This is a genomic window from Phycicoccus sp. Soil802, assembly GCF_001429605.1.
Classification (GTDB): domain Bacteria; phylum Actinomycetota; class Actinomycetes; order Actinomycetales; family Dermatophilaceae; genus Pedococcus.
Genome location: NZ_LMSS01000006.1, coordinates 495,881 through 517,213, shown reverse-complemented (window position 1 = coordinate 517,213; position 21,333 = coordinate 495,881). Strand labels below are relative to the sequence as shown.

The following is a 21,333-nucleotide window of genomic DNA, read 5'->3' as shown; positions in this document are numbered from 1 at the left end:
ACCGGACGAAACGCGGACGAACGGGGGATCAGTCGACGTCCGGCGTGGGGAAGCGCGACTCCTGCCGGGGCGAGGCGAAGGTCCGCTGCCCGATCACCAGCTGGCCGGCCACGTAGCCGAGGCCGCACCCGACGCCGATGATCGCCACGGCCGGTGACGCGGCGCCGGCCGCATCGGCCACCAGGGCACCGAGCGTCCCGGCGACGATCGCGTTGACGACGGTCAGGAAGATGCTCGTGCTCCCCGCGACGTGGCTCAGCGTCGAGCGCGGCCAGCCCATCAGGTAGGTCAACATCAGGCCTTTCTGGTCGTCGTGGGCCGAGGTGATGAGGTATGGCGCGATGCCCGGGTCGAGGTCGAGGTAGGCCGCGCGGAGCCGGTTCATGCCGAGGACGGTCGAGGCGTCGTCGATGCTGGCGTTGACCACCCGGATCTGGGTCAGGGTGCCCATGACGAGCACGGCCGCCGCGAGCCCGATCGCCATCACCCGGAAGGCGGTGTCGAACCCGGACGCCTGGGCGAAGAGCGCGAGCACCACGAGGGAGGCCGACGACACGGTGAGGTGGATGGTGATCCGGCTCATCACCTCGGACCAGGTCATGCTGCGCGTGGCCAGCAGGCTCCAGTGCTCGGTGGCGAGGATCTGCGCGCGGACCCCGTCGGGGACGCCCTGCGGCGGGGGTGCTTCCGATGGCGACACGGTCATGCTGGGCCTCCTGCCGACGACTCGTCCGGCCAGTGTGCTCCCGCGGGTGCCCGCTCGTCAGCCGGTCGTGGCTGTGCAGCGACGACCGACCGCGTCAGCCCGACGGTCAGAGGAAGATGTTCCAGCCCTTGCCGATGACGCCGCGGTAGCTGAAACCCGCCCGGTTGTTGCCGTGGTAGAGCCGCAGGTCTCCCTTGGCGTCGACCGTGAGCAGGTCGGGGCCGCCACCGTCGAAGTCGGTGACGAACGCCGCCCGCACCGAGCCCCAGCCGCTGCCGATCCGCTTGCCGGCGGCGGCGAACCCGCCCTTGCCGTTGCCGGCGTACAGCCAGAGCGTGCCGTCGGACTTGATCGCCATCAGGTCGTTGCGTCCGTCGCCGGTCTGGTCGCCCGCGCCGAACACCTGGGTGAACACGTTCCAGCCGCCGCCGATCCGGACGCCCGGGTAGAGGCCGGCCGTCTGCGACCGGTAGGGGTAGTAGTAGAGATCGCCGCCGTCGGTGATGCCCATGACGTCGGGGTAGCCGTCGGTGCCGAAGTCGCCGGACGTGAACACCTTGTCGAACTTGTCCCAGCCGGAGCCCACCGGTGCCCAGGATGAGAACGTTCCTTGGCGTGTCGCGTCGTAGCGTCGGAGGGCGCCGTCGTAGGTGACCGCCCACGCGTCGGGCAGCAGGCCACCCTCCCGAGGACCCACCCGGGGGAGGACCAGTCGGTTCACCTGCCAACCGGCTCCGATGACCTTGCCGGTGGACGCGAAACCCCCGCGCCCGTTGCCGCGGTAGTAGAGCAGCTTGCCGTCGTGGTTGACGGCCAGGATGTCGGTCTTCCCGTCGTCGCCGAAGTCTCCCGGCGACAGGATGCGCAGCCCGAAGGCGCGCGGGGTGCCGGAGACCGACCTTCCGGCACCGGTACCGACCGCGTTCTTGGCGCGGACCGTGAAGGTGTAGCGGGTCTTGTTGGTCAGTCGGGTGATGGACGCCGACCGGGCCGACCCGCTCGTGGTGACGACCTTCCCACCAGGACTGACGGTGATGGTCCAGCCGGTGATCGGGGCGCCGTTGTCGCCGGCGCTGTCCCACTGGACCTTGGCCGAGGCCGGGCCGGGGGTGACAGCGGCCCACGTCGGGGCGGTCGGAACCTTCGCGAGACGGACCTCGCGGATCGAGAAGTCGAAGCTGTGGGTGGTCGAACCGCCGGGGAGGTCGAGGAGGCCGCCCCGGTGGTACGTCGCCGAGCGCCCCTTCGCGTCCGTGACGCGGAGGGAGGCGAGCTCGTAGTCCGCGATGCTCTTCATCGGAGTCGGGTTGGCTGGGCCGGTGAGGGTCCCCGACAAGGGCGCGCCGGTGTTGGTCAGGGTGAAGGAGTCGCCAGATGACGAGGTGAAGGTCGCCGTGATGCTGCCGAGGTGGCCGCTCGCGTCGGTCGTGGTGTACGGCAGGGACACCGTGCCCCCGAAGGTGGCCAGCGGCGTCGGGAGACCCAGGCTGGTCAGGACGGGGGGTTCGAAGTCGGCCGGGGAGCCTGAGACGGTGAAGGACAGGGACTTGAGGTCGACGTCGTGGGTGCCCCAGAACCCATCGCGGATCGCTGTACCGTCGGAGTAGAAGCTCGAGCTGTTCCCGAACTGGTCTACCACGGCGACCGAGGTCACGGCGTACGTGCCGTTGGCCCAGGTGTCCGGGACCGTGGTGGTCGCCGTGCCGGAGGTCGGCAGGTCGGCGTCGACCAGCTTGGCAGCCCGGACGTAGGGCGAGAAGTCGGCGGTCTTGTTCTGGTAGTACACGGTCACGGCGCGCAAGAGGTGCTGCTCATCCATGGCGTAGTTGACGGCCAGCGAGTCGCCCACGGTGAGCGTCGAGTCGCTGATGGAGGCGGAGGTCAACACAGGTGACGTCCAGTCGGCGACGGAGCCGGTCAGGGTGAGGTCACCGTCGGCCAGGACCAACGGATGGGTCGCCGGGCCGGTGGCGCCCGAGGAGTAGCTGACCGAGCCGCCGCGGAAGGCGGTAGAGGTGTTGCCGGCTGGGTCCTTGAGCCGCACCAGGCTGAGGGAGTAGGTCCCGTTCGCGGAGCCGTCCGGCAGGCTGACGTGGACGGTGCCCGAGGTCGGCACGGCACCAGTCGCGTGGGCCGTGTAGGCGACTGTGCCGCGTTGGAACTGGAACTCGACCGACGAGAGGGTCCCGGCCGCCTCGGTCGCTGCGTAGGTCACCGTGACGTCCTGGCCGGGCCCGACGGCCCGGGGCGAGACCGAGAAGGAGGCCAGCATCGGGGCCTCGGTGTCGGCGGCCTGAGCGGCCGGCGCAGAGACCGCGAGGGCGCCCACGAGCACGGCGAACGCGGTGGCTCCACTCAGGACATGGCGCCAGGTCGGCAGAAAGCTCACGGTTGGATCCCCCCAAGAGATGTCGTGTGGCCGCATGAGTGTAAGGCCCCGGAGCCGTGGGTCGGGGCGCTTCGACGCACCGAATCGCGGTCAGGCCGCGGTGGTGGCCCTGCCGGTGACCCGCCGGCTGATGACCGAGCCCCAGGCTGCCGCGAAGACGAACATGAACAGCGAGTAGACCGCTGCCGGGATGGAGATCTCGGTGGCTTCCAGGACCTCGACCGCCACGAAGATGGCGAGGGTCGCGTTGTGCACCCCGATCTCCATCGACGAGGCGATCGCCTGACCCTCGACGATGCCGAGCGCCTTCGGGATGACGTACCCGGAGACGAGGCTGGCGGCGCAGAACAGCGCGGCGACCAGACCGACGTCGGCGAGGTAGTCGGCGACGTTCTCGCGCTGGTCGAGCAGGATGCCGACGACCAGCACCGCCAGGATCACGGCCGACGCGATCCGCACACCCTTGTCGGTGCGGGCCGCGAAGGCGGGGGCCTTGGCGCGCACCGCCATCCCGATGGCGACGGGGACCAGGACGATGGCGAACACCTCGAGGACCTTGCCGAACTGCAGGCTCACGGTGTCGGACTGGTCGTAGTGCGCGATCGCGAGGTTGGTGATGATCGGCAGGCTGACGATCGCGATGATCGAGTTGATCGCGGTCAGCGTCACGTTGAGCGCGACGTCGCCCCGGAACAGGTGACTGAAGAGGTTGGCGCTGGTGCCGCCGGGCGAGGCGGCGAGCAGCATCATGCCGATGGCCAGGAGCGGGGGCAGGTCGAAGAGCTTGACCAGCCCGAAGCAGACGGCGGGCAGCAGGAGGAGCTGGCAGGCGAGGGCGACCGCGACGGCCCGCGGGTGGCGGCCCACCCTGCGGAAGTCGTCGGGCGTCAGCGAGAGGCCGAGCCCGAACATGATGATGGCCAGGGCGACGGGCAGCCCCACGGTGGTCAGCGCTGAGTCCATGACCGGACTGTAGGGGCCGCGCGCTGCAGATGGGGCTGGGTTCGCCGAGTCACGCCGTCGTGCTGGCCGGCACCTCTTCGCGGTCGACCTCGGCGCCCCTGAGCTTGCGGGGCCAGGCGCTGAACCCGCCGAGGAGTGCGAGCAGGGCGGGGACCAGGACTGCGCGCACCACCAGGGCGTCGATGAGGACTCCCAGCCCCATGACGAACGCCAGCTCACGGAACTGGCGGAGCGGCACGAGGGCGAGCATGCCGAAGCTCGCCGCGAGGGTGATGCCAGCGGCCGTGATGGCGCCGGAGGTCTCCGGCACGCGTTCGGCGATGGCCTTGCGCATGGTGGTCTGCTTGGCCCGGGTCCAGACGTGACCGACCCCGTAGATGTTGTAGTCGGACCCGAGGGACAGCAGCAGGACCGAGGCGGCGAACGGCACGTAGAAGGCCACCCCTTCGTGGCCCAGCCGGTCCTGGAAGACCAGCGTGAGGCAACCCAGCGATGCGGCGAGGGCGAGCACGCTGCACGCGAGCAGCAGCACCGGGGCGACGAAGGCCCGCAGGAAGACCATCAGCAGGACCAGGTTGACGAGCAGCACCGCGACGGCAATGCGCTGCAGGTCGGCGTTGGTCGCGGCCACGAGCTCGCTCGCCACAGCCGTGTCGCCGGCGAAGCCGTAGCGGGCGTCACCCAGTCCCGCCCGCTGCAGCAGGTCGGGCATGGCCGCAGACACCCGGTTGAGGTCGCGGATCGCGGTGGGCCCCAACGGATCGTGGTCGAGGACCACGATGAGACGAGCCGCGTCGCCGTTCTTGGTCACCAGCGCCCCGGCCACCACCTCGTCGGGCAGGGCCTCAGGGCTCAGCACACCCGCGACGCCCTTCTGTTCCGCGAGCTCCTTGCCCAGGCGGGTGAGCTTGTCCCGGTCGCCTCCCACCTTGCTGCCTTGCAGCAGCAGCTCGGTCGGCGCGACGATGCCGGGCGCGAACCCGGACGCGGCGGCCTGCGCCGCGCGCTGCGGCGCGCTGTCGGAAGGGAGGGACGCCGCGAAGGAGACGCCCAGGTGCAGGCGTCCCGCGTCGGTGGCCAGGGTCGCGAGCCCGAGCACGCACGCTCCACCGAGGACCAGCGCCACCACCCGCACCGTCAGCAGCCGGGCGGCGGCCCGGGCGAGGGGGAGCGTGGTGTTCCGACTGGGCCGGCTGGGCCAGAACAACGCGCGACCGAAGATCGCCATCAGCGCCGGGATCAGGGTCAGCGAGACGACGACCGCGGACAGCACGGACAGCGAGAGCACGGGACCAAAGGCGCGGAAGAAGCCCGACTTGGCCACGAGCATCGCCGCGCTGCCTGCCGCGACCGCGATCCCGGCGACCAGCACGATCCGACCGGTCTGGGTGGCCGAGGCCTTGGCCGCCTCGACCTTGTCCAGGCCGTCCTCGAGACCGGTGCGCATGCTGGAGAGGTAGAAGATCGCGTAGTCCGTCACGATGCCCAGCACCAGCGCCAGCACGAGCGGTTTCAGCTCCTCGGGTGCCCCGCCCTCGATGAACCCGCCGGCGTAGTTGGTGACGCGAACGGCCAGGAAGTACGACGCCGCAGCGGTCACCAACGCCACGAGCGGCGCGACGATCGAACGGAACTTGAGGGCCACGATCCCGATCACCACGACGAGCGTGGCGCACTCGAGGAGCAGCAGGTGGCCGTAGAGGATGTCCGACTGCGCCAGCTGGGCGGGGACCGTCCCCGTGACCCCGACGAAGTGGTCGTCGGGCTGGTTCACGTGCTCCCGGGCGAACCTCTTCGCGGCAGCGACCTCGTCGCCGAACGTGGTGCCCGGCTTGGTGAAGACGTAGCTCAGGGCGGTGGTGTCCCGCTCCGCCGACGACGGGAAGACGGCCTCGGCGTTGCCGATCGGCACGACCGCCACGATGGGACCGACGTCTCCCGCAGTGTGCTTCGCCACGGCCACCGCCCGCTCCACGGCGCGCTGCTGCGCGGCCTGCGACAGACCGTCCTCGTCGCGCTGCACCAGCAGGGTGCGCGACAGGATGGGGAACCCGAAGGCCTTGGCCGACGTGGTCTCCGTCGCGATGGCGCGGCTGTTGGGCGGCGCGAAGCCGCCGAGGTCGGCGTTGGACGTGCTTGCCGGAAGCCAGAGGGCCGCAGCGACGAGGACGACCGCCCACCCGGCCACCAGGAACCAGCGGAACGTGACCACGAGCCACGCGAACAGCCTGGCGAGACCGCCGGCCTCGGACTTGCGCCACGACCTCATTGACCAGCCTCTCGTGTGATGGAGAAGGCATACCCCAGATCTCGGTCGCGCACACCTTTGATGTCGAACGCCTCGCCGGGGGTGCTGAGCTCCGGCGGCCGCCGTTCGATCGGAACGTCGTCAGGCTACGGCCCTGTGGACGAACCAGACGTAGGCCGCGACAGCGAGTCCAACGCTGGCCACGGTGACGATGCCCAGGGGAACCAGCGTCATTGAGCCGCCGAGGCCGACCAGTGGCGCGGTCAGGGCGCCGGCCGCGAACCGGGTGACGCCGAGGATGGATGACGCGGTGCCGGCGAACTGCGGGTAGTCGGCCAGGGCCAGCGATGTCGCCGGCGGAGAGACCGCCGCCGCGCCCGCTGCAACTGCGAAGAACGACGCGATCGCGCACGGCAGCGGCAGGTGGGTCACGGCCGTCGCCAGGAGCCCGCCAGCCCCCGCCGCCATGATGCCGAGACCGACGATGAAGGCCAGTCTCTCCGACCAGTGCTCGGCCAGGCGCCCACCGAGGAATCCGAACCCAGCGAACCCTGCCGCGTTGAGACCGAAGACCAGGGAGTACGTCGCCGGTGGCAGCGCGTAGACGTCCTGCAGGACGAACGATGCCCCCGCAAGGTAGCCGAAGTAGGCCGCGGCTGTGAACGCGCTGGCGAGCATCGCGCCGAGGAAGACGCGGTCGCCGAGGAGGGTCCGGACGTGTCCGCCGGTGCTCCGAGCGCCCCCACTGACGCGCAGTGCGACGGGCAGGCTCTCCCGGAATCCGAGGATGACGGCGAGCAGCACGAGCCCACCGATCGCGGTGAGAACGACGAAGAATCCTCGCCACGCGAGCAGCGTCGCCAGCTGCCCTCCGACCACCGGGGCGACGATCGCAGCCAGCCCGGACAGCACGACGATCCGACCGTAGTAACGCGTCAGCTGCCGACCCACGTAGATGTCGCGGCCTGCGGCCTGCGCAATGACCAGGCCTACCGCGCCGGCCAAACCCTGGACGAAACGCAGAGCGATGAGCATCCCGACGGAACTGCTGAAGACACACAACGCGGAGGCAACCATGAAGACGACCAAGCCGGCGATCAGCGGCCGACGGCGACCGTAGCGGTCAGAGACCGGCCCCGCGACCACCTGGCCGAGCGCCAGACCGAGCAGGCACGTGGTCATGGTCAGTTGCGCGGACGACGTGCTCGCCTCCACGTCGCGGGCGAGGGCGGGCAGTACCGGAAGGTAGAGGTCCATGGAGGCTGGCCCCAAGACCGTGAGCAACGCCAGGATCGCAGGGACGCCGCGGCCCACCGCGACTGTTGCCGAGGACGTCACAGGCCCTGGGTCAACGAGGGGCGGAGTGGTTTCCACGCTCAAGACCCCATGGTCGTGGGGGTGCCGGTCGCTGGCTCGATCCGGACGAGGAAGCTGTTGCCGGCCTCGTCGATCGACGAGAGCCCACTGTCCACGACCCCGAGCCGAACCAGGCCAGGCGGGGGAACCGACTGCCCAAGGTCGTCATGGAAGATCGCGACCGTGTGGCTCGGAGCCCAGTAGTACAGCTCCCCCTCGCGGGGGTCGAACACCCGCGCCGCGCCGGACACGTCGATCGGCGCCGGCAGCCTGCCGGACTTGGCCTGACCCATCGGGTCGCCCATGGACACCCGCAACGGCAGCATCGCAGCAAACGCTCGCGCTGCCGGAGTGTCATCAAGGCTGACCACCGCCCGTCCAGCGGGGACACGCAAGAAGACGTCGCCCGTTCTGGGAACGCGGCTGACGCTTGCGTCGGTCGGCAGAGCCGGGACGGCGGGAAGTGTCGACCCGGAGGGAGCGGGGCCGCTCAGGGTCCAGCACGCCAGCAACGCGACCACGGACGCGGGGACCAATGCTGCGCCCGCCACCAGGCGGGGTTGGCGTCGGGGTCGTCGGGTGCTGGTCATGTCCCAAGGAGACCGTCGGCGCGACGCCTGGAAAAGTCACTGATGATGGGTGTACCGACAGGGCATCCCTCATCGTCACTCGCGGTCGTACCGTGGTCGACGTGGACAACCGAGCCGAAGTCCGCGAGTTCCTGACCTCGCGGCGAGCCAAGATCACCCCCGAGCAGGCGGGCGTGCCCCAGGCTGGGCAGCGCCGGGTACCAGGCCTGCGCCGCAGCGAGGTGGCCGCACTGGCCGGGATGAGCGTCGAGTACTACGCCAAGCTCGAACGCGGCGCACTTGGGGGCGTGTCTGCGGGTGTCCTCGACGCGATCGGCCGCGCGCTGCAGCTCGACGATGCCGAGCGCCGCCACCTGTTCTTGCTTGCCCAAGCTGCCGACGGCACCACGGCAGCCATGCGCCCCCGCCGACGTAGCCCCGCCCAGTGGGCGCTCCCGCCGAGCCTGCAGTGGGTGCTGGACTCCATCACCACCGGACCGGCGATCGTCGGCAACAACCGGTCCGACTTGCTCGCCGCCAACCACCTGGGGCGAGCTCTGTATGTCGACGTGTACACCGACCCAACCCGTCCGCCGAACCTGGCCCGGTTCGCGTTCCTCGACGCCGCCGCCCATCGGCTCTACCCCGACTGGGAACACATGGCCGACATCACCGTCGCCAACCTGCGCACCGCGGCGGGGCAGGACCCCCACGACAGGGCCCTTCAGGACCTCATCGGGGAGCTGTCCACGCGAAGTGACGACTTTCGACGCCGGTGGGGTACACACAACGTCCGGACGCATGCTGGTGGCACCAAGCACTACCACCACCACGTCGTCGGCGACCTCGAGCTGGCCTACGAGTCGATGGACCTGCGCTCCGGGGCCGGTCTGAGCATGACCATCTACAGCGCGGAACCGGGATCGCCCACGGCGCAGGCCCTTTCACTGCTTGCCTCGTGGGCAGCGACGCAGCAGGAAGCCAGCGTCGGGCGCACGTGACCGGCGTCAGCCGCTCACGATGACGACCAGCTGTCGGGGGCCGTGGACGCCTTCCACCCGGTCGAGCTCGATGTCGCTGGTGGCGGACGGGCCGCTGATGAAGGTGAGCGGGCGGACGGGGTCCACCCGCTGCAGGCCCTCGGGGACCGTCTGCACCACGTCGCTGACGCGGACGACGCAGACGTGCGTGTCGGGCACCAGGGTGATGGCTCGTCGTCCGCACAGCTCACCGCCGTCGAGGACGATGGTGCCGGTCTCGGCGATGGTCACCACGGATCCGGTGACGACGGCGGGGATGCGGTCGAGCGCCTTGGCGTCGAGCGACCCGTCGTCCACGACGACGTCGGCCAGCCAGCCGGTCCATTCCCGGGGCGTGCCGGGCGGCGTGACCGCCTGGCCGATCTCCCGCGGGGCCAGCGCGTCTGCGACGGCCCGGCCGATGGAGTCGTCGTCGTCCGCGCCGATGCGGACGACGGTGGCGCGGTAGTCCTCGAGCCGGTCGACGAGCTGCAGGACGAGCTCTGGTGCCCCGGCGGCATACTCACCGTGCTGGCGGTAGGCGCGCGGGACCGGCGGCGCCGTGGGGTCGGCACCGAGGGCGCCGCGGATGCGCGCCAGCACGTCGTCGCGGGCACTCACGACGAGCCTCCGCGGGTGCGGGTCCACCAGTCGCGGAACGACTCGGCCGCCGGGGCGGGTGCGTCGCGGGAGGCGGTCCACCCGTTGAGTGGCGGCGGCAGCGGGATGCGCGGCTTCCCTCGACGTATGCCGTGTCGCGCCACGGCGGCGGCGCGACCGGCTTTCGCGAAGCGGCCCTCGTCGGCCATCACCCAGGCGGCGGCTTTCATCGCGGCGGCCTCGGGGCTGGGCAGCCGATGGGTGTCGGCGTGGGCCTCGGTGTGCTCGGCGCGCAGCTGGACGAGCATGTCCGGGATGTTGATCTTGACGGGGCAGACGTCGTAGCAGGCGCCGCAGAGGCTGGAGGCGTAGGGAAGCGAGTCGTTGGGGTCGTCGCCGCCGGTGAGCCCGGTCAGCAGGGGGCTGAGGATGGCGCCGATCGGGCCGGGGTAGACCGAGCCGTAGGCGTGGCCGCCGGTGCGTTCGTAGACGGGGCAGACGTTGAGGCAGGCGGAGCAGCGGATGCAGTGCAGGGCGGTCCGGCCGAGCTCGTCGGCCAGGGCCCGGGTGCGGCCGTTGTCGAGCAGGACGAGGTGGAAGTCCTGGGGCCCGTCGCCTGGGACCACGCCGGTCCAGGTCGAGGTGTAGGGGTTCATCCGCTCGCCGGTGGAGGATCGGGGGAGCAGCTGGAGGAAGACCTCGAGGTCGCGCCAGGTCGGGACGACCTTCTCGATCCCCATCACCGTGATGAGGGTGTCGGGCAGGGTGAGGCACATGCGTCCGTTGCCCTCGGACTCGACCACGGTCAGCGTGCCGGTCTCGGCCACCCCGAAGTTGGCGCCGGACACGGCCACCTTGGCGCGAAGGAACACCTCGCGCAGGTGGGTCCGTGCGGCGGCAGCGAGCACCGCTGGCTCGTCGGTCAGCAAGGGGTCGACGCCGGGCATCTCGCGGGCGAAGATCTCGCGGATCTCGGCTCGGCCGCGGTGGATCGCGGGCACGAGGATGTGCGACGGCTTGTCGTGACCGAGCTGGACGATCAGCTCGGCGAGGTCGGTCTCGTGGGCGGTGATGCCGGCGGCCTCGAGGGCCTCGTTGAGCCCGATCTCCTGGGTCGCCATCGACTTCACTTTGACGACCTCGTCGGCGCCGGTCGCGCGGACCAGGTCGGTCACGATCCGGTTGGCCTCGGCGGCGTCGCGGGCCCAGTGCACCGTGCCGCCCCGCGCGATGACGTTGGCCTCGAGCTGCTCGAGCAGCTCGGGCAGCCGGGCCATGGTGTCGGCCTTGATCGCCGAGCCGGCGTCGCGCAGGGCCTCCCAGTCGGGGACCTCGGCCACGACGCTGGCGCGCTTGGCGCGGATGGTCGAGGTTGCGTGGGCGAGGTTGCGCCGCAGCTGGGTGTTGGCCAACGCGTCGTGGGCCGCGGCGGGGAACGACCGGTCGCCGGTGAGGTGACCCACGCCCGGGTCGGCGGCCGGGCCCCTTGTGCCGGCAGTCCGGCCGCCCGGCATGCCGAGGAAGGTGCTCATGCGGTGCTCGCGAGGATCTCGGCGAGGTGCACCGGCCGGACGCCGGTCTTGAGGCGGGAGAGGCCGCCGCCGATGTGCATCAGGCAGGAGGCGTCGCCGGCGGTGACCACCTCCGCCTTGGTCGTGAGCACCGCGGACATCTTGTCGGCGAGCATCGCGGTGGAGGTCTCGGCGTTCTTGATCGAGAAGGTGCCCCCGAAGCCGCAGCACACGTCGGCGGCCGGCAGCTCGACCAGGTCGATGCCACGAACTGCCCGCAGGAGCTGCAACGGAGCCTCGCCGACCCCCAGCAGCCGCAGCGAGTGGCAGGTGGGGTGGTAGGTGACGCGATGGGGATAGGAGGCTCCGACGTCGGTGACCCCGAGCACGTCGACGAGCAGCTGGGACAGCTCGAACGTCTGTGCTGCAACGGCTTCCGCGCGGACGGCGAGCGCCTCGTCGCCGGCACGGCGGGCGAGGGCGGCGTGCTGGTGGCGGACCGACCCGGCACACGACCCCGAGGGCGCCACGATGGCTTCGCAGCCGTCCGCGAGGGCCTGCTCGAACACCTCGACGTGGTGGCGCACCAGACCCACGGCGTCGCGCTGGTAGCCGGTGTTGGTGTGCATCTGGCCGCAGCAGGTCTGCGCGTGGGGGAAGACCACCTCGTGGCCGAGGCGCTCGAGCACCGTGACCGTCGCGCGGCCCACGTCGGGGAAGAGGACGTCACCGAGGCAGGTGACGAACAGGGCGACCTTCATCAGGCAGTCCTGCGGACCGCTGCGGACGAGGCGCGGGCCACGAGCTCCGGCTGGAAGACCACGTGCTCGTGGTGGTGGTCGTCGCCCCGCTCGGCCTCGTCCATGAGCAGCCGGGCTGCGGTGCGCCCCAGCAGCTGGCGCGGCTGCGCCACGGTGGTGAGGGGGACTGCCGCCGCGGCGGCGTACTCGATGTCGTCGTAGCCCACGATGGCCACGTCGTCAGGGACGCGCACCCCGAGCTGGACCAGGTGCTGCAGGAGACCGAGGGCGAGCAGGTCGTTGGCGCAGAACACGCTGGTGGGCCGGCCACTCCGCGGCAGCCCGAGGAGCCGCTCCCCGGCCCGTCTGCCGTCGGCGATGGTCAGGGCGTCGGTCTGGATGAGGCTCAGGTCGTCGGCGCTGAGGCCAGCGGTCTCCATCGCCCGACGGGCCCCGGTGAGGCGGTCCGTCACCTGGGGGATCTCCAGGGGCCCGCCGATGAACGCGATCTTGCGGTGACCGGACTCGAGGAGGTGGCTGATGGCCAGCTCCCCCCCGCTCACGTCGTCGACGCCGACGGTGCACCAGTCGTGGCCGTCCTGTGGCGCCCGGTCGACGAGGACGACGGGCACCCCTTGCTCGCGCAGTCGGGTCAGTCGCGGGTTCGCGTAGTCCATCGCGGTGATGAGCACCCCGCGCACCCGCAGCTGGGTGAGCTGCTCGAGGTACTGGTCCTCGCGGTCGGCGTCCAGGTCGCTGTTGCAGAGGAAGAGCGAGAGGTGCTCGGTCTTGGCGACCTCCTCGATCCCTCGCGTGACATCGGTGAAGAACGGGTTCGAGGCATCGAGGACGAGGTAGGCCAGGGTGTCGCTGCGGCCCGCAGCGAGCTGGCGCGCCGAGGCGTTGGGCACGAAACCGAGCCGGGCGATGGCCGTCTCGACCTTGGCGCGCGTGGTCGGACGGACGGCAGCAGGACGGTTGAGCACGTTCGACACGGTGCCGACGGACACACCCGCCGCTGCCGCGACGTCCTTGATGCTGGCCGATGCCATCTGCGCTCCTATCCGTCGATGCAAGGTACCGGGACGCCCTCTCATTGTTGCGGTGGGGAGGAGTCGGGGAGGTCAGGAAGGCACAAAGACACGCACCTCCTGGGTCTCCCGCAGGGCGGCGCGGAGCTCCTCGAGGCTGTCCGGTGCGGCACCGTGGGTGCGTGCCTGGACCAGGACGTTGCCGAGCGCCGTGGCCTCGACCGGCCCGCCGGTGACCGGCGTGCCCGAGAGGTCGGCCGTGAGCTGGCACAGGAGGGCGTTCTGTGACCCGCCGCCGACGATGTGGATGACGTCGATGCCGTGGGCCAGCTCGCTCGCCCGGCCCAGAGTGCTTGCGTATGCCGCGGCGAGCGAGTCGAGGATGCACCGCACCGTGGCAGCGGGTCCGGTGGGAGGAGTGCCGCCCTTGTGGGTCACTGCGGCGGCGATCCGCTGCGGCATCCGTCCGGGCGGGATGAGCTCGGGGTCGTCGACGTCGATGGTCGGGCCACCGCTGGGGAGGGTCTCGGCCTCGGTGAGGAGCGAGGCGAGGTCGTGGCTGGTGCCCTCGTCGGCCCAGGTCCGCAGCGACTCCTGGAGCAGCCACAGGCCGCCGACGTTGCGCAGGTACCGGACCCGGCCGTCGACACCACCTTCGTTGGTGAAGTTCGCCTGTTGGCTCTCCGCGGTCAGCACCGGCTTGTCGAGCTCCAGGCCGGCCAGGGACCAGGTGCCGCTGGAGACGTAGCCGAAGCGCCGGCTGGTCGCGGGCACCGCGACGACGGCCGAGGCGGTGTCGTGCGACCCGACCGTGGTGACCACGACCCGGTCAGCCAGACCGGTCGCCCGGCTCACACGTGGGAGCAGGCGACCGCGGACCTCGCCCGGCTGGTCGATCTCCGGAAGCAGCTGCGGAGGCAGGTCGAGCAGCTCAAGCAGCGCGGCCGACCAGTCCCCGGTGGAGACGTCGAGCAGCCCGGTGGTGGAGGCGTTGGTGGCTTCGGTGCGGAGCTGGCCCGTGAGCCAGTAGGCCAACAGGTCCGGCAGGAGGACGACGTGGGCGGTCTTGTCCCACAAGGGGGAGCGCTTCTCCGCTTCGAGCTGGTAGAGGGTGTTGAAGGGCAGGTACTGGAGGCCGTTGACGGCATACAGCTCGTCCTGGGTGACCCGGTCGTGCACGCGTTCGATGACGCTGTCGGTGCGGCTGTCGCGGTAGGAGATGGGTTCGGCGAGGAGCCGGCCGTCGGCGTCGAGCAGGCCGTAGTCGACGGCCCAGGTGTCGATGCCGATGGACTCGACCTCGGGGAACTGGGCCGCCAGCGCCGTCAGGCCTGTCATGACCTCGGCGAACAGGCCCGTGAGGTTCCACCTCAGGTGACCACCCTGCATCGTCGCCCCGTTGGCAAAGCGATGCAGGGTGTGCAACTGGGTCCGCCCGCTCGATGGGTGGACGACGCCCGCCATCACGCGCCCACCGGAGGCGCCGATGTCGATGGCGCCGAACACCCTTGCGGCCATGGTCTAGCGCAGGAAGGCGTTGGCGACGCCGGAGTCGACGGGGATGTGCAGGCCCGTGGTGTGGCTGAGCTCGTCGGAGGTCAGGACCGCGGCGGCGTTGGCGACGTGCTCGGGCAGGACCTCGCGCCCGAGCAGGGTGCGCTTGGCGTAGTAGGCGCCGAGCTCTTCCTCGGGGACGCCGTAGACCTCGGCCCGCTTGGCGCCCCAGCCGCCGGCGAAGATGCCGCTGCCGCGGACGACGCCGTCGGGGTTGATGCCGTTGACCTTGATGCCGTGCTCGCCGAGCTCGGCAGCGAGCAGCCGCACCTGGTGGGCCTGGTCGGCCTTGACCGCGGAGTAGGCGATGTTGTTGGGGCCGGCGAAGACCGAGTTCTTGGAGGAGATGTAGAGGATGTCGCCGCCGAGCTTCTGGGCGATCATCGCGGCGGCGGCGGACTTCGAGGCGAGGAAGCTGCCCTTGGCCATCACGTCGTGCTGCAGGTCCCAGTCGGCCTCGGTGGTCTCGAGCAGGGGCTTGGAGATGGACAGGCCGGCGTTGTTGACCAGCAGGTCGATCCCGCCGAAGGCGAGGAGGGTGGCGTCGACGGCGGCCTGGACGGCGTCGGCGTCGGTGACGTCAGCCTGGACGCCGACGGCGACGTCGCTGCTGCCGAGCTCGGCGGCTGCGGCCTGGGCCTTGGCGAGGTCGAGGTCGGCGATGACGACGCACGCGCCTTCGGCGGCGAGCCGGGTGGCGATGGCCTTGCCGATGCCGGAGGCGGCGCCGGTCACGAGGGCGATCCGCCCTGCGTGCGAGCGGGGCTTGGGCAGGCGGGCGAGCTTGGCCTCCTCGAGGGCCCAGTACTCGATGCGGAACTTCTCCGCCTCGTCGATGGGGGAGTAGGTGGAGACCGACTCGGCTCCGCGCATGACGTTGATGGCGTTGGTGTAGAACTCGCCGGCCACGCGGGCGGTCTGCTTGTCCTTGCCGTAGGAGAACATCCCTACGCCGGGCACGAGGACGATGGCCGGGTCGGCGCCGCGGATCGCGGGGGAGTCGGGGGTGGCGTTGCGGTCGTAATAGCCCTGGTAGTCCTGCCGGTAGGCCGCGTGCAGCTCGGCGAGGCGGGCGACGATCTCCTCGACCGTTGCGTCAGTGGGGAGGTCGACCACCAGGGGCTTGACCTTGGTGCGCAGGAAGTGGTCGGGGCAGGAGGTGCCGAGCTCGGCGAGGGGGGCGAGCTTCTCGCTGGCCAGGAACTCGAGGACGACAGCACTGTCGGTGAAGTGGCCGACCATCGCCTTGTCCTGCGAGGCGACCGCACGGATGTGGGGGGCGAGGGCCGCGGCCTTGGCGCGCCGCTCGGACTCCGGCAGGGCGGCATACCCGGGCACCTGCGGGCCGAAGGGCTCGGTGTTGCCGTGCTCGTCGAGGTAGGCCTGCGCGGTCTGGATGATCCACAGCGAGTTGGCCTCGGCCTCCTCGCTGGTGTCGCCCCACGCGGTCACGCCGTGTCCGCCGAGGATGGTGCCGACGGCCTGCGGGTTGGCCGCCTTGATGGCCGCGATGTCGAGCCCGAGCTGGAAGCCGGGGCGCCGCCAGGGCACCCACACGACCTTGTCGCCGTAGATCTCCTTGGTGAGCTGCTCGCCGTCCTTGGCGGTGGCGATGGCGATGCCGCTGTCGGGGTGCAGGTGGTCCACGTGCGCTGCGTCGACGAGCCCGTGCATGGCCGTGTCGATCGAGGGAGCTGCGCCGCCCTTGCCGTGCAGGCAGTAGTCGAAGGCGGCGACCATCTCGTCCTCGCGGTCGAGGCCGGGGTAGACCTTGACGAGGGAGCGCATCCGGTCCAGGCGAAGGACGGCCAGACCGGGCTCCGTCAGGGTGCCGAGGTCACCGCCGGAGCCCTTCACCCACAGCAGCTCGACCTGCTCGCCGGTCACCGGGTCGGTCTCGGACCCCTTGGCGGAGGTGTTGCCACCCGCGTAGTTGGTGTTCCTCGGGTCGGCACCCAGCCGGTTGGAGCGGGCGATCAGGTCGGCAACGGCGTTGTTGGTCATCGGGGTTCTTTCTCGGTCGAACGGGAGGACGTGGGGAGGGCCAGGGAGGGGGAGTGGGGCTCAGGCGCCCCAGCCGGCTTGCGTGCCGCCGACGCGGTCGGCGGCGATGTGGTCCTGGTAGCCACTCGCGGCGTAGGCCTTCATGGGGTCGGCGGGCAGCCCGCGGGTGACGCGCCAGTCGGCGAGGTCGGCGCGGACGTCGGTGTAGAAGGCGTCCATGAGGATGCCGTTGGCGCCCAGCACGTCGCCCGCGCGCTCGGCCTCGCGCAGCGCGGCACGGTCGACGAGCAGGGCCCGGGTGGTCATCTCCTGGACGTTGAGGACCGAGCGGATCTGGCCGGGGATCTTGTCCTCGACGTTGTGGCACTGGTCGAGCATGAACGCGACGTCGCTGTCCTCGCCGTAGCCGCCGCCGCGGATCACCTCGTAGAGGATCCGGAACAGCTGGAACGGGTCGGCCGCGCCGACGATGAGGTCGTCGTCGGCGTAGAAGCGCGAGTTGAAGTCGAACGAGCCCAGCCGGCCCAGCCGCAGGAGCTGGGCGACGATGAACTCGATGTTGGTGCCGGGTGCGTGGTGGCCGGTGTCGAGGCAGACCGTGGCGCGCTCGCCGAGGGCGAGGCAGTGGACCAGGGAGGTGCCCCAGTCGGGGACGTCGGTCGCGTAGAACGCCGGCTCGAAGAACTTGTACTCGAGGACCAGTCGCTGGTCCTGGCCGAGTCGCGTGTAGACCTGCGCGAGCGAGTCGGCGAGGCGGTCCTGGCGGTCGCGCAGGTCACCCTGGCCCGGGTAGTTGGTGCCGTCGGCGAGCCAGATCTTCAGGTCCCGGCTGCCGGTGACGTCCATGATGTCGATGCACTCGAGCTGGTGGGCGATCGCCTTCGCCCGGATCCGCTCGTCGACGTGGGTCAGGCTGCCGAACTTGTAGTCGTCGTCCTGGAAGGTGTTGGAGTTGATCGTCCCGAGGCGCACCCCGAGGTCCTCCGCGACCCGGCCGAGCTTGTCGTAGTCGTCGACCTTGTCCCAGGGGATGTGCAGGGCGACCGAGGGCGCGAGCCCGGTGAGCCGGTGCACCTGGGCCGCGTCTGCCAGCTTCTCCTCGACCGTGCGCGGCGTGCCCGGGGTGGTGAAGACCTTGAAGCGCGTGCCCGAGTTGCCGAACGCCCAGGAGGGCAGCTCGATCGCCTGCTGGGCGAGGCTGTCCGCGATGTCGGCGAAGGTGTTCATGCCTGACCGTCCGTTCATGAGTGCAAATGAAGCGCTTCAGTTGCATGGAGTAAACAGCAAGAAGCGACGCGCGTCAACGCCGAGCTCGGGAACGCCCTGCAGGAGGAGTGCTGGGGTTGGACGTCTTGATATCAAGGCAATTCACGGCGGAAACAAATCGAGGGAGAATGGTTGACAGGTCCAGGCGGCGCCCCTACCTTGGAGCCACGTCAGGAAATGAAGCGATTCAAAACACGACGTGAGACCAACGCGGATACGCGCCCCAATGCTGTGGAGGTACCCATGAAGATTTCCCGTTCAAAGTTCGCGGCCACCGTCGTTGCTGCAACTGCCGTCGTGTCGCTCGCTGCCTGTGGCGGCGGTGGGGATGCGGCCTCGTCCGGCAAGACGACGATCACGCTGCTCACCGACAACGCGGAGACGACGGTGAAGCCGGCCAAGGCGATCGCCGAGGCCTTCGAGAAGGCCAACCCGACCATCACCGTCAAGCTGGAGTCCCGACCCGGCGGCGCCGACGGCGACAACCTGGTCAAGACCAAGCTGTCGACCGGCGACATGGCAGACGTGTTCTGGTACAACTCCGGTTCGCTCCTGCAGGCGCTCAGCCCGGAGAAGAACCTGGTCGACCTGACCGGCGACGCGGCTCTCAAGGACACCGACCCGGCGTTCCTGCCGACGGTCACGCAGAACGGCAAGGTCTACGGCGCTCCCGTGGGCACCGTGATGGGTGGCGGCATCCTCTACAACAAGGAGGTCTACTCCAAGCTCGGCCTGTCGGTCCCCAAGACGTGGGCGGAGTTCGAGTCGAACAGCGACAAGATCAAGGCCGCCGGGCTCACCGCGGTGGTGGGCAGCTTCAAGGACACCTGGACGTCCCAGCTGTTCGTGCTCGGCGACTTCCACAACGTCGCCTCGGCCAACCCCAGCTTCGCTGCCGACTACACCGCGAACAAGGTCAAGTACGCGACGGATCCGACGGCGGTGAAGGGCTTCGAGAAGACCGCAGAGGCGAAGGCCAGGGGCTGGCTCAACAAGAGTGCCGGCTCGACCACCTTCGACCAGGGCATGAAGCTGCTGGCCAGTGGCAAGGCGGGCCAGTACCCGCTGCTCACCTTCCCGGTCGGCACGCTGTCGAAGGCGGACGCCGCCAAGATCGGCTTCTTCGGGATCCCGGGTGACGACGCGAGCAAGAACGGCGCCACCATCTGGCCCGGCAACGGTCAGTACATCCCCAAGACCAGCAAGAACATCGACGCTGCCAAGAAGTTCATCGCCTTCGTGGCCTCGCCCGCCGGCTCTGAGGTGTACTCCTCGGCAGCCCCGCCCACCGGCCCGTACATGGTGACCGGATCGAAGGTGCCCGCTGACGCACCGCCGGTCGCCCAGGATCTCCAGGCCTACATCGACGCCAAGGCGACGACCCCGGCCCTCGAGTTCCTGTCGCCGGTGAAGGGCCCGTCGCTGGAGCAGATCACCGTCGCCGTCGAGACCGGCCAGACCTCGGGCAAGGACGGTGCCGCCCAGTACGACGCCGACGTGACCAAGCAGGCCAAGCAGCTGGGACTGCCGGGATGGTAACCAGCGTCACCCCGAGCCAGACTCGGACGACCGGCCCCCGCGGTGACGCGGGGGCCGGTCGGCCCACCCGGAAGCAGGCCCGGTCCGGTGGCGCCCGCAACCTCCGCGCCCGGACCTACTCCTACTGGTTCTACGCGCCCGCAGCGGTGATCTACGGCCTGATCTTCCTGGTGCCGACCGTGATCGCCTTCTACTACTCCCTCACTCGCTGGACGCTGTTCGACTCAGAGTTCATCGGTCTGGACAACTTCAGGCAGTTCTTCTCAGAGCAGTCATTGGTCAGCGGCCTCAAGAACACGCTGATCTACGCGGTCCTCACCAGTGGCCTCAAGGTGGTGCTCGGCATGCTCTTCGCCGTCCTGCTGACCGGCCCGATCCGCTCGCGTGGCCTCCTGCGCTCGGTCGTGTTCTTCCCGGTCCTCGTGAGCACCGTGGCCGTGGGCATCACGTTCAGCGTGCTGCTGCAGCCGGACTTCGGCCTCGTCGCCACCGTCCTGAGCAAGGTCGGCATCACCTCGCCCGACTGGCTCGGTGACCCCAGCCTCGCCCTGCTGTCCGTGGCCCTCGTCGACGTGTGGAAGGGCGTGGGACTCGCGACGCTGATCTACATCGCGGGCATCCTCGCGATCCCCAAGGACTACTACGAGGCCGTCGACGTCGACGGCGGCAGTGCCTGGACCAAGTTCCGGAACATCACCCTCCCGCTCGCCCGCCCGGCGACCTTCACCGTCATCCTCCTGTCCCTCATCGGAGGTCTCCGGTCGTTCGACCTCATCTGGACGATGACCGGGGGCGGGCCCGGGTTCAGCAGCGACGTGATCGCGTCGGTGATCTACAAGCAGTACCAAGCCGGCTTCTACGGCTTGGCCACGGCGGGCAACGTCGTCCTCTTCGTCATGGTGTCCCTGATCATCTTCCCGCTGTTCCGGTACTTCAACTCGAAGGAGGTGGAGTCATGAGGACGAAAACCCTGAGAAGCGTCTCGCTGGAAGTCGTGGCCATCCTGGTCGCCCTGGTCGTGTTCGTCGTTCCGTTCGTGTTCATGTTCCTCACCGCGTCCAAGGACGAGTTCGAGTCGGCCGACCTGAAGTTCTCGCTGCCCACCGACTGGGCTGTCGTCGACAACATCAAGGAGGCCTTCGCAGCTCGGGACGGGATGCTGCTCACGGCCTTCAAGAACAGCACCATCCTCACCGTCGTCTCGGTGGCCATCCTCGTGGTGCTGTGCTCGATGGTCGGCTACGTCATCCAGCGCCGTCCTGGGCGGGTGGCGAACCTCGCCAACATCCTGGTCATCTCCGGGCTGATCATCCCGCCGGCCGTCGTGCCGACCATCTGGGTCCTGCAGCAGATGCACCTGTTCAAGACCCTGCCCGGGCTGATCCTGGTCGAGGTCGCCTACCAGATGGCGTTCTGCGTGCTGCTCTTCCGCGCCTTCGTCGCCGCCATCCCCCGGGAGCTGGACGAGGCAGCCATGATCGACGGGTGCACGGGGCTGAACCTGTTCTTCCGCGTGATCTTCCCGCTCCTTCGGCCAGTCACGATCACGGTGATCCTCACGAGCTCGGTCTTCATCTACAGCGACTTCGTCAACCCGCTGTACTTCCTGCCCGGTGACGAGAACGCCACGGTGCAGCTCACGCTGTTCAACTTCCTCAGCCAGTTCAGCACGCAGTACAACCTGCTCTTCATGGACATCGTGCTCGTCACGCTGCCGCCGCTCGTCCTCTTCATCTTCTTCAACCGCAAGATCGTCGCCGGAATGACGTCCGGCGCCGTCAAGGGCTGACGCCCTTCGGCGGGTGGGCGCAGGGCCCGCCCGACCATCCCTACCCCAC

General features: G+C 69.8%; 17 protein-coding genes. 4 read left to right on the top strand and 13 right to left on the bottom strand.

Going from position 1 to position 21,333, the window contains the following annotated elements:
* Nucleotides 1-28: 28 nt before the first annotated feature.
* The 6 genes from ASG91_RS16420 to ASG91_RS21375 form a co-directional block, all read right to left on the bottom strand.
* A complete protein-coding gene (locus ASG91_RS16420; protein ID WP_056923683.1) occupies nucleotides 29-706 on the bottom strand; it encodes a hypothetical protein in 678 nt (225 codons plus the stop codon).
* A 106-nt stretch (nucleotides 707-812) separates the two neighbouring features.
* A complete protein-coding gene (locus tag ASG91_RS16415) occupies nucleotides 813-3,095 on the bottom strand; it encodes a fibronectin type III domain-containing protein (protein WP_157606391.1) in 2,283 nt (760 codons plus the stop codon).
* A gap of 90 nt (nucleotides 3,096-3,185) precedes the next feature.
* Entirely contained in the window at nucleotides 3,186-4,058 is an 873-nt protein-coding gene (locus ASG91_RS16410; protein WP_056923681.1) for a bile acid:sodium symporter family protein, read from the bottom strand.
* A gap of 49 nt (nucleotides 4,059-4,107) precedes the next feature.
* Nucleotides 4,108-6,327, bottom strand: coding sequence for an MMPL family transporter (locus ASG91_RS16405; protein ID WP_056923680.1), 2,220 nt, complete (start codon nucleotides 6,325-6,327; stop codon nucleotides 4,108-4,110).
* A 120-nt stretch (nucleotides 6,328-6,447) separates the two neighbouring features.
* Nucleotides 6,448-7,620, bottom strand: a complete 1,173-nt coding sequence (locus ASG91_RS16400; protein ID WP_256363733.1) for a multidrug effflux MFS transporter — start codon at nucleotides 7,618-7,620, stop codon at nucleotides 6,448-6,450.
* Nucleotides 7,621-7,682: 62 nt separating this feature from the next.
* On the bottom strand, nucleotides 7,683-8,252 hold the full coding sequence (locus ASG91_RS21375) for a cyclophilin-like fold protein (protein ID WP_256363730.1): 570 nt from the start codon (nucleotides 8,250-8,252) through the stop codon (nucleotides 7,683-7,685).
* A gap of 101 nt (nucleotides 8,253-8,353) precedes the next feature.
* Here ASG91_RS21375 and ASG91_RS16390 point away from each other — a divergent pair, with 101 nt between their 5' ends.
* Complete coding sequence (locus ASG91_RS16390; RefSeq protein WP_056923823.1) at nucleotides 8,354-9,232, top strand: helix-turn-helix transcriptional regulator; 879 nt, start codon at nucleotides 8,354-8,356, stop codon at nucleotides 9,230-9,232.
* A 6-nt stretch (nucleotides 9,233-9,238) separates the two neighbouring features.
* Here ASG91_RS16390 and ASG91_RS16385 read toward each other — a convergent pair whose 3' ends face one another.
* From ASG91_RS16385 to rhaI, 7 genes are all read right to left on the bottom strand, one after another.
* On the bottom strand, nucleotides 9,239-9,871 hold the full coding sequence (locus ASG91_RS16385) for an LUD domain-containing protein (RefSeq protein ID WP_056923822.1): 633 nt from the start codon (nucleotides 9,869-9,871) through the stop codon (nucleotides 9,239-9,241).
* Nucleotides 9,868-11,382, bottom strand: a complete 1,515-nt coding sequence (locus ASG91_RS16380; RefSeq protein ID WP_082594244.1) for a lactate utilization protein B — start codon at nucleotides 11,380-11,382, stop codon at nucleotides 9,868-9,870. The genes ASG91_RS16385 and ASG91_RS16380 overlap by 4 nt, the downstream gene beginning before the upstream one ends.
* A complete protein-coding gene (locus ASG91_RS16375; protein ID WP_056923677.1) occupies nucleotides 11,379-12,122 on the bottom strand; it encodes a (Fe-S)-binding protein in 744 nt (247 codons plus the stop codon). The genes ASG91_RS16380 and ASG91_RS16375 overlap by 4 nt, the downstream gene beginning before the upstream one ends.
* Nucleotides 12,122-13,153 carry a LacI family DNA-binding transcriptional regulator gene (locus tag ASG91_RS16370; protein WP_056923676.1) on the bottom strand — a complete coding sequence of 344 codons (1,032 nt, stop codon included), beginning with the start codon at nucleotides 13,151-13,153 and terminating at the stop codon, nucleotides 12,122-12,124. Before ASG91_RS16370 ends, ASG91_RS16375 begins: the two co-directional genes overlap by 1 nt.
* A gap of 72 nt (nucleotides 13,154-13,225) precedes the next feature.
* Nucleotides 13,226-14,650 carry a rhamnulokinase family protein gene (locus tag ASG91_RS16365; RefSeq protein WP_056923675.1) on the bottom strand — a complete coding sequence of 475 codons (1,425 nt, stop codon included), beginning with the start codon at nucleotides 14,648-14,650 and terminating at the stop codon, nucleotides 13,226-13,228.
* Nucleotides 14,651-14,653: 3 nt separating this feature from the next.
* Complete coding sequence (locus ASG91_RS16360; RefSeq protein WP_056923674.1) at nucleotides 14,654-16,690, bottom strand: bifunctional rhamnulose-1-phosphate aldolase/short-chain dehydrogenase; 2,037 nt, start codon at nucleotides 16,688-16,690, stop codon at nucleotides 14,654-14,656.
* 60 nt (nucleotides 16,691-16,750) lie between these two features.
* Complete coding sequence (rhaI, locus tag ASG91_RS16355) at nucleotides 16,751-17,917, bottom strand: L-rhamnose isomerase (protein WP_056923673.1); 1,167 nt, start codon at nucleotides 17,915-17,917, stop codon at nucleotides 16,751-16,753.
* A gap of 282 nt (nucleotides 17,918-18,199) precedes the next feature.
* Between rhaI and ASG91_RS16350 the strand changes: the two genes are divergently transcribed.
* From ASG91_RS16350 to ASG91_RS16340, 3 genes are read left to right on the top strand one after another with little or no spacing between them, the layout of a single operon-like run.
* Complete coding sequence (locus tag ASG91_RS16350) at nucleotides 18,200-19,495, top strand: ABC transporter substrate-binding protein (RefSeq protein ID WP_056923672.1); 1,296 nt, start codon at nucleotides 18,200-18,202, stop codon at nucleotides 19,493-19,495.
* Nucleotides 19,489-20,454: a carbohydrate ABC transporter permease gene (locus tag ASG91_RS16345; protein WP_082594242.1), complete on the top strand. Its 966-nt coding sequence runs from the start codon at nucleotides 19,489-19,491 to the stop codon at nucleotides 20,452-20,454. The genes ASG91_RS16350 and ASG91_RS16345 overlap by 7 nt, the downstream gene beginning before the upstream one ends.
* Nucleotides 20,451-21,284, top strand: a complete 834-nt coding sequence (locus ASG91_RS16340; RefSeq protein ID WP_056923671.1) for a carbohydrate ABC transporter permease — start codon at nucleotides 20,451-20,453, stop codon at nucleotides 21,282-21,284. Before ASG91_RS16345 ends, ASG91_RS16340 begins: the two co-directional genes overlap by 4 nt.
* Nucleotides 21,285-21,333 lie beyond the last annotated feature (49 nt).

Coding starts and splice junctions, on each gene's coding strand:
- ASG91_RS16370 (WP_056923676.1), bottom strand. CDS start 13,153: ATGGCATCGGCCAGCATCAAGGACGTCGCGGCAGCGGCGGGTGTGTCC.
- ASG91_RS16345 (WP_082594242.1), top strand. CDS start 19,489: ATGGTAACCAGCGTCACCCCGAGCCAGACTCGGACGACCGGCCCCCGC.
- ASG91_RS16360 (WP_056923674.1), bottom strand. CDS start 16,690: ATGACCAACAACGCCGTTGCCGACCTGATCGCCCGCTCCAACCGGCTG.
- ASG91_RS16380 (WP_082594244.1), bottom strand. CDS start 11,382: ATGAGCACCTTCCTCGGCATGCCGGGCGGCCGGACTGCCGGCACAAGG.
- ASG91_RS16405 (WP_056923680.1), bottom strand. CDS start 6,327: ATGAGGTCGTGGCGCAAGTCCGAGGCCGGCGGTCTCGCCAGGCTGTTC.
- ASG91_RS16340 (WP_056923671.1), top strand. CDS start 20,451: ATGAGGACGAAAACCCTGAGAAGCGTCTCGCTGGAAGTCGTGGCCATC.
- ASG91_RS16410 (WP_056923681.1), bottom strand. CDS start 4,058: ATGGACTCAGCGCTGACCACCGTGGGGCTGCCCGTCGCCCTGGCCATC.
- ASG91_RS16365 (WP_056923675.1), bottom strand. CDS start 14,650: ATGGCCGCAAGGGTGTTCGGCGCCATCGACATCGGCGCCTCCGGTGGG.
- ASG91_RS16375 (WP_056923677.1), bottom strand. CDS start 12,122: ATGAAGGTCGCCCTGTTCGTCACCTGCCTCGGTGACGTCCTCTTCCCC.
- rhaI (WP_056923673.1), bottom strand. CDS start 17,917: ATGAACACCTTCGCCGACATCGCGGACAGCCTCGCCCAGCAGGCGATC.
- ASG91_RS21375 (WP_256363730.1), bottom strand. CDS start 8,252: ATGACCAGCACCCGACGACCCCGACGCCAACCCCGCCTGGTGGCGGGC.
- ASG91_RS16420 (WP_056923683.1), bottom strand. CDS start 706: ATGACCGTGTCGCCATCGGAAGCACCCCCGCCGCAGGGCGTCCCCGAC.
- ASG91_RS16350 (WP_056923672.1), top strand. CDS start 18,200: ATGAAGATTTCCCGTTCAAAGTTCGCGGCCACCGTCGTTGCTGCAACT.